The following is a 13,619-nucleotide window of genomic DNA, read 5'->3' on the forward strand; positions in this document are numbered from 1 at the left end:
CGGGGAGAGCGCGTGAGCGAATTGGCGACAGGCGATCTGCGAGCGCGGCTGGCGCGCGTGCCGGCGGTGGAGCGGATCATGTCCGCGCATGACGTGCAGCCGATGATCGGTGTTTATGGTCGCACGCAGGTGCTGGCTGCGGCGCGCGCATCGCTCGATGCGCTGCGTAGCGAATTGCTTGCGCAAGCCGCTGGCGATAGCGATGGGCACGCTGACATCGCGCCGTTGAGCGCAGAGAGTTACGAATCACGCATCGTTACACAGGTCAGCGCGTTACTCGAGCAGCGAGCACGCAGTACGATGCGCGCGGTGTTCAATCTGACGGGCACCGTCCTGCACACCAATCTCGGGCGCGCGCTGCTACCCGACGAAGCCGTGCGCGCCGTGGTCGAGGCGCTGACGCACCCAACCAATCTCGAGTTCGATCTGCAAACCGGTGCACGCGGCGACCGCGACGATCTGATCGACGAGCTCATTTGCGAACTCACCGGGGCGGAAAGCGCGACAGTGGTGAACAACAATGCCGCAGCGGTATTGCTTACGCTATCGGCGCTTGCACCGAACAAAGAAGTCGTCGTCTCACGCGGTGAGCTGGTCGAAATCGGCGGCGCGTTCCGCATTCCGGACATCATGGCGCGCGCCGGCGCGAAGCTGCGCGAAGTCGGCACGACCAACCGCACGCATCCGAAAGACTATGAAGAGGCGATCAATCCACGTACCGCGTTGCTGATGAAAGTGCATTGCAGCAACTACGCGATCAGCGGTTTTACGAAGACGGTGGAAATCGCAGAGCTCGCGCAGATTGCACACAGGCATACGCTGCCGGTGGCGTTCGATCTGGGCAGCGGCACGCTGACGGATCTCGCGCAATGGGGCCTGCCCGCGGAGCCGACGGTACGCGGCACGATCGACGCGGGCGCGGATCTCGTCACGTTCAGTGGCGACAAGCTGCTGGGTGGCCCACAGGCTGGATTGATCGTCGGCCGCACCGAGCTGATTCGCAAGATCAAGAAGCATCCGCTAAAGCGCGCGCTGCGCGTCGGCAAGCTGACGCTGGCGGCACTTGAACCGGTGCTGCGTTTATACCGTGCCCCCGAGTTTCTGGCTGAACGCCTGACTACGTTGCGTTTGCTCACGCGGCCCTCCGCCGATATGCATGCGTGCGCGCTGCGCGTTCAGCCGGCGCTGCAACATGCGCTGGGCGAACGCTATAGCGTAAGCGTCGAGCCGATGTTCAGCCAGATCGGCAGCGGTGCGTTACCGGTGGACCAGTTGCCGGGTTACGGCGTCGTAATGCGCAGCGCGGCGACGCGACGCAGCGGGCGTGCACTTGTGCAGCTTGAAACGGCGCTGCGTGAACTGCCTCGCCCCGTCGTGGGGCGCATTGCCGATGATGCTCTGCGGCTCGACTTGCGTTGTCTCGAAGCGGGCGACGAAGCAGCGTTTATCGCGCAATGCGCGGAGCTGCGTCTATGATCGTCGGCACGGCGGGACATATCGATCACGGCAAGACTACGCTAGTGCGTGCGCTGACCGGCGTCGATACCGACCGTTTAAAGGAAGAAAAGGCCCGCGGTATTTCAATCGAGCTTGGCTATGCCTATACGCCGCTGCCGAATGGTGAAGTGCTCGGCGTGATCGACGTGCCGGGACACGAGAAGCTCGTGCATACGATGGCTGCGGGCGCATGCGGAATCGACTTCGCATTGCTCGTGATTGCAGCCGACGACGGCGTGATGCCGCAAACGCGGGAACATCTGGCGATTCTCGAACTGCTTGGCGTGACGCGCGCCGCGGTTGCGTTGACGAAGATCGATCGCGTGGATGCGGCGCGGCTTGCGCAAGTGCATGAGGAAATCGGCGCGTGGCTCGCGTCGACGGCGTTTGCCGGCGCGCCCGTCTTCGAGACCAACGCGACGGTAGATGACGATGATGGCGTCGCGCGGCTAAGAGCGCATCTATACGACGCGGCCGTGGTTTGGCAGGCGCGCCGCGACGACGGTTTGTTCAGGCTCGCAGTCGACCGCGTATTTACGCTTGCGGGTCATGGAACGATCGTCACGGGCACTGTTTTCGCGGGGCGTGTGTCGACTGGCGATACGTTGATGCTTGCGCCCGCGCTCGAGACAGTGCGGGTGCGCAGTATTCACGCGCAAAATCGCGAGGCGGAAAGCGGGCGAGCAGGACAACGTTGCGCGCTCAACCTTGCGGGAGTGGAAAAAGACGCGATCGCGCGCGGCGACTGGATCGTCGATGCGCGGCTTGCGAAACCGTCGGAGCGGCTCGACGTCGAACTGAGGCTGCTTGCCGATGCGGGGCTCACACTCGAGCATTGGACGCCGCTGCATGTGCATCTGGGTACGACACATCAAGTGGCGCATGTCGCGTTGCTCGACGGCGAGGCGTTATCGGCGGGTAGCAGCGCTCGCGCGCAACTGGTGTTCGACACGCCACTGTGTGCGATGCCGGGCGATCGCTTTATCGTGCGCAATGCGCAAGCAACACGTACAGTGGGCGGCGGACGAGTGCTCGATCCGTTTGGCCCTGTGCGCAAGCGCAGGACCGCCGAACGTCACGCGTGGCTGGATGCGTTGCGTACATGGCTCGATCAGGGGCGGCTCGAGCCGCTGCTGGAACAGGCGCCGCGAGGCATGCAGCGCTCGATGTTGGTCTCGTTGACGGGGTTGCCGCATCACGCATTGACGTTGCCTGCCGATGTGCTCGATATCGCGTCGCATGCTCAGGGCGATGACAACGGTTTCATCGTGTTGCGTGCTCATTGGGAGCGCATGCAGGAGCAGGTGACTGGCGCGCTGCAGCAGTTTCACGTGCGTTTTCCCGATGAGCCGGGGGCCGATGCGGCACGTTTGCGTCGCATGGCGGCACCTTTGTTGCCGGATGCGCTATGGCATGCGTTGGTCGGTACGCTGGTGGCGCAAGGACGTGCGTCGAAGAGTGGACCATGGCTGCATCTGCCGACACATTCGGTCTCGCTTGATGGCAACGAACAGGCGCTGGCGACCCGGCTTTTGCCGTTGCTTGCCGAAGGCCGTTACGACCCACCATGGGTACGTACGCTTGCGGCCGCCGTGCATCGGCAGGAAGATGACGTGCGTGCGCTGCTTCGTAAGCTTGCACGCCAGGGGGATGTGTATCAGGTTGTGCGAGATCTTTTTTATCACCGCGACTGTGTGCGGGAACTGGTGCAACTCGTCGCGCAGCTTGCGCAGCAGCAAGGCGGCACGCTAAGCGCGGCGTCGTTTCGCGATGCGACCGGTCTTGGCCGCAAGCGCGCGATTCAGGTGCTGGAGTTTTTCGATCGCGTCGGATATACGCGGTTTCAACGCGAGGCTCGGATGCTGAGGACGGATAGCAAGGTTGGCGAGACGTTGTGAGTGCAGGTTTTGTGGTTCTTTGAGCAATTTTTTATTGGCTGGAAAGGGAAGGCATACGTACCCGGTGGTGCGGCTGAGCTTCAAACTCAGTAGGGGGTGTCAGACACTCCCTGGTCGGTTCGACTCCGGCTGCTTTCCGCCTCAGGCATACCCATCGATGATGCGCACTTTTCACCGTGAAAAGCAGTCCGCCGGCAGCTCACTCTTGTAAAAGCATGCCGGCAACATGAGTAGAGCCGTTGATGTCAATGGCCTGAATTAATCGCGCGATGTCCCGATGGCGGGGTAGCGCGATTGCCCGTTTGCGACGATGCGTTACTTGAGCCGCCATAGCTGCTAGTTTCGTTCTTTCCGCCCGCTCGCTGCGCGTCGGTGGTCACGGTCTGGGTGTTTGGGCCCCGCTGAGACACGGGCGTGTCGATGCTGGGACGATCGACCGGTGCAGGGCCGTAACCGCTTGCCAATGCCGGGGCGGCGAAAGCTATGGATGCGACAAACAAGGCGGGCACAACAGGTTTGATTTTCATGGTGATACTCAGGGTTCTAAATAGAAAAGACGATGAGCCACGGCGCATCTCGCGACGCGAAATTATTCGAATACAGCGGGGCTCTTTCGACGGTTGGAAAAGAACTCGATCATCATGGGCTTGAAGTCATCGATTTTCATGTTTTGATACGATGTATCAAACGCCTTGTCGTCGTATCGGTCAACGAATTCGATTGCTTCTGCGTAGTAAGGAGAGAGGGAAAATTTCTCGCGAGAATTCTTGTCCAGGCCAATCTTCTCCCAGTAGTAATAGCCCTGGAATGTTGTATGGTTCTTCAGAATGAAATAGTTGCTTGGGGATACATAATTCTTCAGTAGGGAAGCGATGACGGAATCATGGCTATACGGATCAAAAAGTTCACCCACATCGTGCAAGAGCGCACAAATAACATATTCCGTATCGCGTCCATCACGAAATGCAAGGCTGGCGGACTGCAAGGAATGTTCGAAACGATCGATGGGAAACCCTTCTTTACTGTGTTTGAGTTGAACCAGCAGTTTGCTATACAGCTCGGTGAGGTATTCCGGGTCCGTGTATTTTGCGAGGCCAGCGACAATGTGCTCAACGTCAGTGAGCGTCGAATCAGCCATGGTTGTGTACGTGGCGTTATAAGACTGTGGGACGGTCAACATGCTTCTCTCCATGCCCGTTATGTCGGGTTGTTCAGGTCGAAGCAGTTTAGCGTTAGCAGTACGAGCCAGCCACGCGACAGGTTCTAAAAGTCTTTTTCATCATTTTGATGAGGATCAGCCGATGTTTCGAACCATGAAATGAGGTGATCGATGAAAACACTGGCGACACGGCTGTTCCGTTTCCTGCTCGAGTACACAAGGCAAACATCGACACTACGATCTCGTAGTTCGTAGTTCGGGAGCAGCTCGATCAACGTGCCGCTGGTTAAAGCCGCTTTGATGAAGTGCCGTGGAAGGATCGAGAATCCGCAGCCTAGCGCAGTGAGCTCCTGCAGCATTTGGGCATTGTTGCAAATGACAGTTGGAACCAGCTCCAGGACTTCATCCGCAGCATTTGTGCCTCTTAGATGAAGCGTTGCGCCGCCTCGGTCCGGCGGCCGTCCCAGAAAAACTAGCGATTTGAGATCGGAGGGCGTTTCCACGCGCTCGGCTTTCTTGAGCAAGAGCGGCGCCGCAACTAACGCGTAGGAGTGCGTTACCAGTCTGCGCGCTACAACCGTTTCCGATGGAATCAGATAATCCGCCAGGATGGCTACATCGCTGGCCTCTTCTACCAGGTTGAACGCATTGTCCATCATGAAAAACTCGATGCTGATGGTCGGATAACGACAAATGAAATCCGACACAGCGGGAGCCAGGTGCGAGAACGCTATCGCGCTTCCGGAAATGACGCGTAAGCGTCCTCGCAATTCACGGCTCGCGGATGAAACCTCGTCTTCAGTCTCATCGATTAGAGCCAGGGCACGCAGGCATCCATCAAGATATCGGGTGCCTGCATCAGTAAGTGAAACGCGGCGGGTCGAACGCTGAAACAGCCTTATATCAAGCCTATGTTCCAGTTGGTCTATCAAGCGAGTGACGGTAGGCACCGACGTGCCCAATCGTTCTGCCGCCCTGCTAAAACTTCCAGCTTCGACTACCTGAACAAAAGCCCGCATACCATTAAGGACATCCATACGCCACCAAAACAGGAAAGGACAGAATTTCAGGATTGTTTAGAAAGATTGGACATGATATCCCCTTTCACCTTGACTCGGATCACCACTTCACTAGCGCTATCTCAGTTCGAGATGGCGCCATCGCGATGCTGTATTTCCTGCGCACTTATCTACACGAATAGACTTGCTGGACGCGTTATCGACAGGCGAGTACGCGTCGGCAGGCCACTATCGAGGCCGATTCGCTCCAACACCAGTCTGCATATCGGCAGATGAAGGGCGGGGCGCGCAAACCATACCAGGTTTATGGAGACAGTAATGGAAGCGACCCAGCTCGAGCCCCGCGGCATGGACGGCTCGTTGAAGGCCAGTTTGGCTCACGCCGATGTCACGCTCGACGACAAGTACACGAAAACGTCGGGACGTGTGTTTCTGTCCGGAGTTCAGGCGCTGGTCCGTCTTCCGATTATTCAACGCCTGCGAGATGTAGCGAACGGCCTGAATACCGCAGGGTTCGTTTCAGGCTATCGCGGTTCGCCATTGGGCGGCTTCGATGAAGCACTATGGAAAGCGCAAAAACACCTCGATTCGAACCATGTCAGGTTTCAGCCGGGCGTGAACGAAGACTTGGCCGCAACTTCAGTTTGGGGTACGCAGCAGGTCAACCTGCTCGGCGATTCCGACTACGACGGCGTATTCGCGATGTGGTACGGCAAGGGCCCGGGCGTGGATCGATGCGGCGATGTGTTCAAGCACATGAATTACGCCGGCATGTCGAAGCACGGTGGCGTCTTGCTGGTCGCTGCAGACGACCACGGTGCCTATTCGTCGACGCTGCCGCACCAATCGGAGCACGCGTTTTCGGCAGCGATGATTCCTGTGCTGTATCCATCCAATGTCGAGGAGTATCTGACGCTCGGGCTGCACGGCTGGGCGATGTCGCGGTTTTCCGGCTGCGCGGTGGCGTTCAAGGCATTGGCGGACACAGTCGAATCGAGCGCTTCAGTCGACGCCGATCCGTTTAGCCTGGTCACGGCGATTCCGCCGGAATTCGCGTTGCCCGAGGGCGGCGTGCATGCACGGTTGTCGACCGACCCGCTAGGCGTCCAGGCGCGCAAGCAGGAAGCGCTGATGCAGGACTACAAGATCTACGCGGCACTTGCCTATGCGCGGGCGAACCGCCTCAACCATGTGACGATCGACGCGCCACGGGCGCGTCTGGGCATCGTCGCGTCAGGCAAGTCATATGCTGATGTGATGGAGGCGCTTGAAGAGCTGGGTATCGACGCTCTCAAGGCCGCGGAAATCGGTATCCGGGTGTTCAAGGTGGCCATGCCCTGGCCACTCGAACCTGAGGGCGTGCGCGAGTTCGCAGATGGCCTGGAGGAAATCCTCGTCGTCGAAGAAAAGCGGCAGATCGTCGAGTATCAGCTCAAGGAGCAGCTGTACAACTGGAAGGAAAGTGTGCGCCCGCGCGTGGTCGGGAAATTCGACGAGAACGGCGAGTGGGGCGGCCCGCGTGGCGAATGGCTGCTGACGGCTAAGACCGATTTCTCGGTGGCGCAAATTGCGCGCGTGATCGCGGGGCGCATTGCAAAGTTTCATTCGAGCGACACCATTGCCGAGCGCCTGAAATTTATCGACGAAAAAAGGCAACTGCTTGCACGTTCGTTCGTCGCGCCGACACGTCCGGCTTACTATTGTTCCGGCTGTCCGCACAACACGTCGACCAAGGTTCCGGATGGAAGCCTTGCGCTTGCCGGAATCGGCTGCCATGTGATGGCCACGGCTATTTATCCGGAACACAACAAGACGACCACGCATATGGGTGGCGAGGGTGCTCCGTGGATCGGGCAGTCGCCGTTTTCGAAAATCTCGCATGTGTTCGCGAATCTCGGCGACGGCACGTATTTTCACTCCGGGTCGCTTGCTATTCGTGCCGCCGTGGCGGCTCGCGTCAACATTACCTACAAGATTCTCTACAACGATGCGGTCGCGATGACGGGCGGCCAACCAGTCGACGGTACCCTTTCCGTCGACCGGGTCGCACGGCAGCTCGCAGCCGAAGGTGTCAAACGCATCGCGATTGTGACGGAAGATCTCGGACGTTACAGGTCGCGAGCGGACTTTCCGGATTCAGCCACATTCAACGATCGCAGCGAACTCGATGCGGTTCAACAGGCGCTTCGCCAGACCGAAGGGGTGACGGTGCTGATTTACGACCAGACCTGTGCGGCGGAAAAGCGCAGGCGTCGCAAGAAACATCAATTCCCCGATCCCGACAAACGGCTTTTCATCAACGATGCGGTGTGCGAAGGCTGCGGCGATTGCGGCGTGCAGTCGAACTGCACTTCGATCCTGCCTGTGGAGACGGCCGCCGGCCGCAAACGAACGATCGATCAATCGTCCTGCAACAAGGATTATTCCTGCGTGAAGGGCTTTTGTCCGAGCTTCGTCACCGTCAGGGGCGGCAAGCTGCGCAAGAAGCCGACGGCCGGAGGCGCGAACCTCGAAGAACTCGGGGTCTTGCCTGCGGTCACGCTTCCGCCTTGCGAGCACACCTATAACGTGCTTATCAATGGTATCGGCGGCACAGGCGTCATCACGATCGGCGCACTGCTGGGAATGGCGGCGCATCTCGAAGGTAAAGGCGTCTCGGTGCTGGATATGACCGGAATGTCCCAGAAGAACGGCGCAGTCACGTCGCACGTGCGCTTCTCGCAATCGCCCGAAAGCATGGCGGCAGCGCGTATCCCCGCCGGCGAAGCCGATCTGGTTCTAGGGTGTGATTTGTTGACCGCTGGCGGTCAGGAATCGATCGCGAAGATGAAGCGCGGCCGAACGGCCGCGGTTGTGAACCGGCATAAGCAACCAACCGGGGCTTTCGCGAAAGACCCCGACTGGCAGTATCCGGAACAGGAGCTCGTGCAGCTGATCGCCGAATCGGCTGGGGAGAAGGCCGAATTCGTCGACGCTACGACAATCGCCACTGCTCTGCTGGGCGATTCGATTGCGACGAACCTGTTCATGCTCGGCTTCGCGTTTCAGAAGGGTTATATCCCTGTGGGAGAGGCTGCGATCACCCGTGCAATCGAACTGAACGGCGTGGCAGTGCAGGCCAACAAAAACGCGTTCGCCTGGGGCCGTCACGCAGCCGTCGATCTGCCGCGCGTGAGTGCAATTGCGATGCCGCCGCAGACGGTCACGATTTCGTTTCCGCCCACGCTCGATCAACAGATCGACGCAAACGTCAAAGAACTGACCGCGTATCAGAATGACGCGTATGCAAAGCGCTACCGGGACCTCGTCGAACGCGTGCGTGCGGTGGAAAAGCCGCTCAGGAACGGCAGCAAGCTGACCGCCGCGGTGGCGAAGTACTACTTCAAGCTGATGGCATACAAGGACGAATACGAGGTCGCCCGACTTTATACCGACGGCCGCTTTACTGACCGGTTGCACGCGCAGTTCGAAGGGAAGCTATCGCTGCGCTTCAATCTGGCACCGCCGCTCTTCGCTCGTCGCGACACAAAGGGCCGCCCCATCAAGAAGGAATACGGTGCGTGGATGTGGCACGTACTGCGTGGACTGGCGAAGCTGAAAGTACTCAGAGGCACGCCGTTCGACCCGTTCGGCCACACCGGCGAACGAAAAATGGAGCGGCGTCTCATCGACGAATATCGGCAAGGCATCGAGCAGTTGCTGCCGGGGCTCAGCCCGTCGAATCTCGCGGAAGCCGTGGAGAAGGCATGCTGGCCGGAACGGGTGCGCGGATTCGGGTATGTGAAAGAGGCCAGCGTTGCCGCAGTAATGGCGCGGCTCGAGAACCGTGCAAGCACACGGCAACAACCCGTGGACCAGCGTCTCGCGAGCTGACGTACCAGAGGAGAAGATGGCTACATACAATCGGGTTGACGAGACTGTCGGGGAGCGAATGGATCTGCCAACCCACGACGCGACGCAATGCGTTGCGAAACAGTCGGATCAACCGCTCGACACGTTGCGTACAGGCGCTGCAGTACTGATCGAGACGCTGGTGCGATGTGGCGTCAGCACCGTTTTCGGCTACCCGGGCGGAGCCGTTCTACCACTCTACGACGCGTTACATGCAGACGGACGGCTGCGGCACATTCTGGTGCGGCACGAACAGGCGGCCGTGCATGCCGCCGAGGGATATGCACGTTCGACCGGCAAGGTCGGCGTGGTATTCGTGACCTCGGGCCCAGGGGTGGCGAACACCGTGTCGGGCTTGCTCGATGCGCTTGCCGATTCCGTCCCGGTGTTGTGTATCAGTGGGCAGGTCGCGACGAACGCGATTGGTACGGACGCATTCCAGGAATGCGACGCGATGGGCATCACGCGGCCGGTCACGAAGTGGTCTCACCAGATTCGCGATATCGGCGAAATCGCGTCGCTTTGCGTCAAGGCACTGACGGTTGCGGCAAGCGGGCGTCCCGGACCGGTGCTGCTGGATTTTCCCAAGGATATCCAGGCAAAGACGATCGGTCTGCATGAACCTCCGAACATCATAACGGGCCTGCACCGGTACAACCCGTCGAAACGGCCGGCACACCGCGGCTCGATCAAGGAGGCGCTCGCGCTCCTTATGGCGGCAAAGCGACCGATTTTCTACGCGGGAGGGGGGCTCGTGATTTCAGGCGAGGCCGCTTGTGCTGCGTTCGCTTCGCTGGTGAGAGAAACCGGCGCTCCGTGCACGTTGACGCTGATGGGTCTCGGTGCATTCCCATCCAGCGATACGCAATTTCTCGGCATGCTCGGTATGCACGGCTCCGTCGAAGCGAATCTGGCGATGCATCATGCAGACCTGGTGATTTGCGTCGGCGCGCGCTTCGACGACCGGGTCACCGGGAAGCTGGATGGCTTCTGCCCGAATGCCAAAATCGTGCATATCGATATCGATCCCGCCTCGATAAACAAGATCGTCAACGCGGATGTGCCCATCGTCTCGGATTGCCTCGACGCATTGGTGGCACTGCGCACGGCGCTTGCCGCGAGCGGCGGGCTACGACTCGCAAGACTGCAGCCGTGGTGGGAATCGATCGCGCAATGGCGTGCGCTGCGCTCGTTCCACGTCGAGCCGAGCGACGAACATATTCTTCCGCAGATGCTGCTGCAGTCGCTGGCCAGACGTCTACGCGGGCTGGACCCCGTCATCACGACAGACGTCGGACAGCATCAGATGTGGGCCGCGCAGCATCTGCCGATCGATCACCCGCGCCGTTTCATCACTTCCGGCGGCGCCGGGACGATGGGCTTTGGTTTGCCTGCGGCGATCGGCGCGAAGATCGCGCAACCGGACAAGCTTGTCGTATGCGTTTCCGGCGATGCTTCGGTGTTGATGAATATTCAGGAACTGTCGACGGCGAAGCAGCATGGTTGCGGCGTCAAGCTGATCATCTCGAACAACGGCTATATGGGCATGGTCCGGCAGTGGCAGGAGCTGAACTATGGCGGCCGTTATAGCCACAGCTACACCGATGCACTCCCGGATTTCGTTGCGCTGGCGAAGTCGTTTGGCTGGCGTGCAGCACGGGTCGAGAAGCCGGGCATGCTCGACGCCGCGGTCGACAAATGCATCGGCACGCGTGGCCCTTATCTTCTCGACGTGGGCGTTGCCGCACAAACCAATTGTTTTCCGATGATTCCTGCCGGCATGGCGCACCACGAGATCATGTTGTCGGAGGAGCGTTGGTACCGCGCTTAGCCGACCCGGACGTGCGACAAAGAAAATGAAGGAGACGAAGTGCAGATTGTTAGCGACATTGAAGATCTTCGAAAAATCGCTGCTCGACGTGTGCCGAAGATGTTCTACGATTTTGTCGACTCCGGTTCATGGAGCGAGCAGACATACCGGTCGAATCAGGCGTGCTTCAGGGAAATTCTTCTACGTCAGCGCGTAGGACGGTCGATTGACGGCCGTTCCCTGAAAACCAGCATGATCGGTGTCGATGTATCAATGCCGGTGGGCATTGCGCCGATCGGTCTGGCCGGCATGATCCATGCCGATGGCGAGATTCTGGCCGCAAGGGCAGCGCAGTCGGCGGGGGGTCGTTACACGCTCTCGACGCTCAGCATTTCGTCGCTCGAGGACATCCAGGCGGCCACCCGTGCGCCGTTCTGGTTCCAGCTTTATGTGATGCGTGACAAGCAGTTCATGCTTTCGTTGATCGACCGTGCCAAAGCGGCCGGATGCGACGCATTGATCCTGACACTCGACCTGTCGGTGCTCGGCAATCGCTTCAAGGATGCGAAGAACGGTCTGTCCACGCCGCCGAAGCTCACGCTTTCGAGCATCACCAACATGCTGACCAAGCCGAGGTGGTGTATGGGAATGGTGCGCACGCACCGCCGAAACCTCGGGAATATCATCGGCCATGCCAAAGGCGTGGGTGACGTGCATTCGCTGGCGGCCTGGGTTGGGCAGCAATTGAATCCCTGCCTGAGTTGGCACGATATCGAATGGATCAAGGAGCGTTGGGGCGGGAAGCTCGTCATCAAAGGCATACTCGATGCCGATGATGCACAGACCGCGGTCGCGGCTGGGGTCGACGCCATCATCGTCAGCAACCACGGCGGGCGGCAACTCGATGGCGCGCCGGCAAGCGTGTCTGTGCTTCCGGAGATTGTGGACCGTGTGGGCGGCGAGATCGAGGTATGGATCGATAGCGGGATTCGCTCCGGACAAGATGTCCTTAAAGCGGTTGCGCTGGGCGCTAAAGGAGCGCTGATCGGGCGAGCGCATCTTTGGGGGCTTGGCGCATATGGCGAAAAGGGCGTCAGGCTTGCGCTGGAACTGATCCGCCGTGAACTGGACCTGACGATGGCCTTTTGTGGGCATACGGACATCGCTTGCGTGGACCGCAGCGTTCTGGTGGACAGGACCGTCAGCAGTATGCTGCGACGTGCGGATACTCGCAGCTATCCGGAAGCGGCTCGTGCATTCAGCGATAGCGACTTGCCGGGCTCCCACCAGGTGCTCGAGGGCCAAGCTGTTCAGGGCGTCGAGGCGACCCGTGCAGACTAGAGATCGCCTTCGGCGGCGGGTGCGGTGCCTGGCCACTGCCCCTGCACCGACAGCGAATGCATCACTTCGCGCAGCATCGTGCTGACGGCGCGCTTCGCATTCGTCAGCGGCAATTCACGCGACACGCAGATGCCGAGCACGCGCTCGATGGGCCCGGCACCGATTCGATGCGCGAAGAGCGTGCCGGCATTGACTTCATCCTTCACCAGAGCAAGTGGAAGAATCGCTGTCGCGATGCCCGCCTGAACGGCACTCTTCATCACATGCACGGAATTGATTTCCGCCAGCAACGGAGGGTAAGGAAGGCCTTGCGCTGCGAATCGTGCCTCGATAACGGCCCGGGTGGTGTGGCCGTGGTGAGCGGCTGCCATGACCAGCGGATAGTGACAGATATCTTCCAGCGGTATCGCGTCCGAATCGGGCGGCGGTGCATGGTGCTTACCCCTGATCCAGAAAAACTCTTCCCGCAGCACAGGGGTGAATTCCAGATCGGCCGACACGGGGACGTTGGCGGTGAAGATTGCGAGGTCGACCAGACCTTGTCTCAGCTGATCGAACAGATTTCCGGACAGTTCCTCGTTGACATGAAGCAGCACGCCGGGGAGCTTGCGCCGTGTGGCCTCGAGGAGCGGCAGTGCCAATGCGACTGAAGCGCTTTGCGGTACCCCGAGCGTGACCGATCCAACCACCGTATCGTTGGAGATCCTGACGGCATGGCACGCGTCGTTGAGCTGCTTGAGGATGGCCTTTGCATAGTCGAAAAAAATCTGGCCGGACTCGGTAACCCGTACTCCGGTTCGGGTTCGAACCAGTAACGGCGAGCCGAGCTCTACTTCGAGCTCGGCAATCTGCCGGCTCAGCGCGGACTGAGCGATGAAAAGCCGCTGCGCGGCGTTGGAGATGCTCCCGCTCTCGACGATCACCACGAAATATTTCAGCTGGCGGAGTTCCATTGCAGGCGGCTATCAAGGCTGATGGTTGTGGGGTGCGTGTCTGGGCAGCGT

The 13,619-nt window shown here is 59.7% G+C and carries 8 protein-coding genes and 1 tRNA gene; 6 read left to right on the top strand and 3 right to left on the bottom strand.

Features of this window, described 5'->3' with window-relative positions:
- Window positions 1-12: 12 nt before the first annotated feature.
- From selA to ACYVNQ_RS19720, 3 genes are all read left to right on the top strand, one after another.
- Window positions 13-1,476, top strand: a complete 1,464-nt coding sequence (gene selA, locus ACYVNQ_RS19710) for an L-seryl-tRNA(Sec) selenium transferase (RefSeq protein ID WP_460904244.1) — start codon at window positions 13-15, stop codon at window positions 1,474-1,476.
- The gene (gene selB / locus ACYVNQ_RS19715; RefSeq protein ID WP_460904245.1) at window positions 1,473-3,395 is read left to right on the top strand and encodes a selenocysteine-specific translation elongation factor; all 1,923 of its coding nucleotides are present in this window, start codon (window positions 1,473-1,475) and stop codon (window positions 3,393-3,395) included. The genes selA and selB overlap by 4 nt, the downstream gene beginning before the upstream one ends.
- A gap of 46 nt (window positions 3,396-3,441) precedes the next feature.
- A tRNA-Sec gene (locus ACYVNQ_RS19720) sits at window positions 3,442-3,534 on the top strand.
- 450 nt (window positions 3,535-3,984) lie between these two features.
- On the opposite strand, the gene ACYVNQ_RS19725 is transcribed toward ACYVNQ_RS19720, so the two are convergent.
- Complete coding sequence (locus ACYVNQ_RS19725; RefSeq protein ID WP_460904246.1) at window positions 3,985-4,575, bottom strand: HD domain-containing protein; 591 nt, start codon at window positions 4,573-4,575, stop codon at window positions 3,985-3,987.
- Window positions 4,576-4,658: 83 nt separating this feature from the next.
- Window positions 4,659-5,591, bottom strand: coding sequence for a LysR family transcriptional regulator (locus ACYVNQ_RS19730; protein ID WP_460904247.1), 933 nt, complete (start codon window positions 5,589-5,591; stop codon window positions 4,659-4,661).
- A 330-nt stretch (window positions 5,592-5,921) separates the two neighbouring features.
- On the opposite strand from ACYVNQ_RS19730, the gene ACYVNQ_RS19735 reads away from it, so the two are divergent.
- Genes ACYVNQ_RS19735 through ACYVNQ_RS19745 form a run of 3 tightly spaced genes read left to right on the top strand, consistent with a single transcriptional unit; the run spans window position 5,922 to window position 12,615 of the window.
- Window positions 5,922-9,446, top strand: a complete 3,525-nt coding sequence (locus ACYVNQ_RS19735; RefSeq protein ID WP_460904965.1) for an indolepyruvate ferredoxin oxidoreductase family protein — start codon at window positions 5,922-5,924, stop codon at window positions 9,444-9,446.
- A gap of 58 nt (window positions 9,447-9,504) precedes the next feature.
- Window positions 9,505-11,295, top strand: coding sequence for a biosynthetic-type acetolactate synthase large subunit (ilvB, locus tag ACYVNQ_RS19740; protein ID WP_460904248.1), 1,791 nt, complete (start codon window positions 9,505-9,507; stop codon window positions 11,293-11,295).
- A 39-nt stretch (window positions 11,296-11,334) separates the two neighbouring features.
- Window positions 11,335-12,615: an alpha-hydroxy acid oxidase gene (locus ACYVNQ_RS19745; RefSeq protein ID WP_460904249.1), complete on the top strand. Its 1,281-nt coding sequence runs from the start codon at window positions 11,335-11,337 to the stop codon at window positions 12,613-12,615.
- Here ACYVNQ_RS19745 and ACYVNQ_RS19750 read toward each other — a convergent pair.
- Entirely contained in the window at window positions 12,612-13,568 is a 957-nt protein-coding gene (locus tag ACYVNQ_RS19750; protein WP_460904250.1) for a LysR substrate-binding domain-containing protein, read from the bottom strand. The genes ACYVNQ_RS19745 and ACYVNQ_RS19750 overlap by 4 nt on opposite strands.
- Window positions 13,569-13,619: the final 51 nt, after the last annotated feature.

The sequence above is a fragment of the Paraburkholderia jirisanensis genome (assembly GCF_054782355.1).

Excerpts from the sequence above, each read along its gene's own strand:
- selB (WP_460904245.1), top strand. The coding sequence starts at position 1,473 with ATGATCGTCGGCACGGCGGGACATATCGATCACGGCAAGACTACGCTA.
- ACYVNQ_RS19725 (WP_460904246.1), bottom strand. The coding sequence starts at position 4,575 with ATGTTGACCGTCCCACAGTCTTATAACGCCACGTACACAACCATGGCT.
- ACYVNQ_RS19730 (WP_460904247.1), bottom strand. The coding sequence starts at position 5,591 with ATGGATGTCCTTAATGGTATGCGGGCTTTTGTTCAGGTAGTCGAAGCT.
- ACYVNQ_RS19735 (WP_460904965.1), top strand. The coding sequence starts at position 5,922 with ATGGACGGCTCGTTGAAGGCCAGTTTGGCTCACGCCGATGTCACGCTC.
- ilvB (WP_460904248.1), top strand. The coding sequence starts at position 9,505 with ATGGATCTGCCAACCCACGACGCGACGCAATGCGTTGCGAAACAGTCG.
- ACYVNQ_RS19750 (WP_460904250.1), bottom strand. The coding sequence starts at position 13,568 with ATGGAACTCCGCCAGCTGAAATATTTCGTGGTGATCGTCGAGAGCGGG.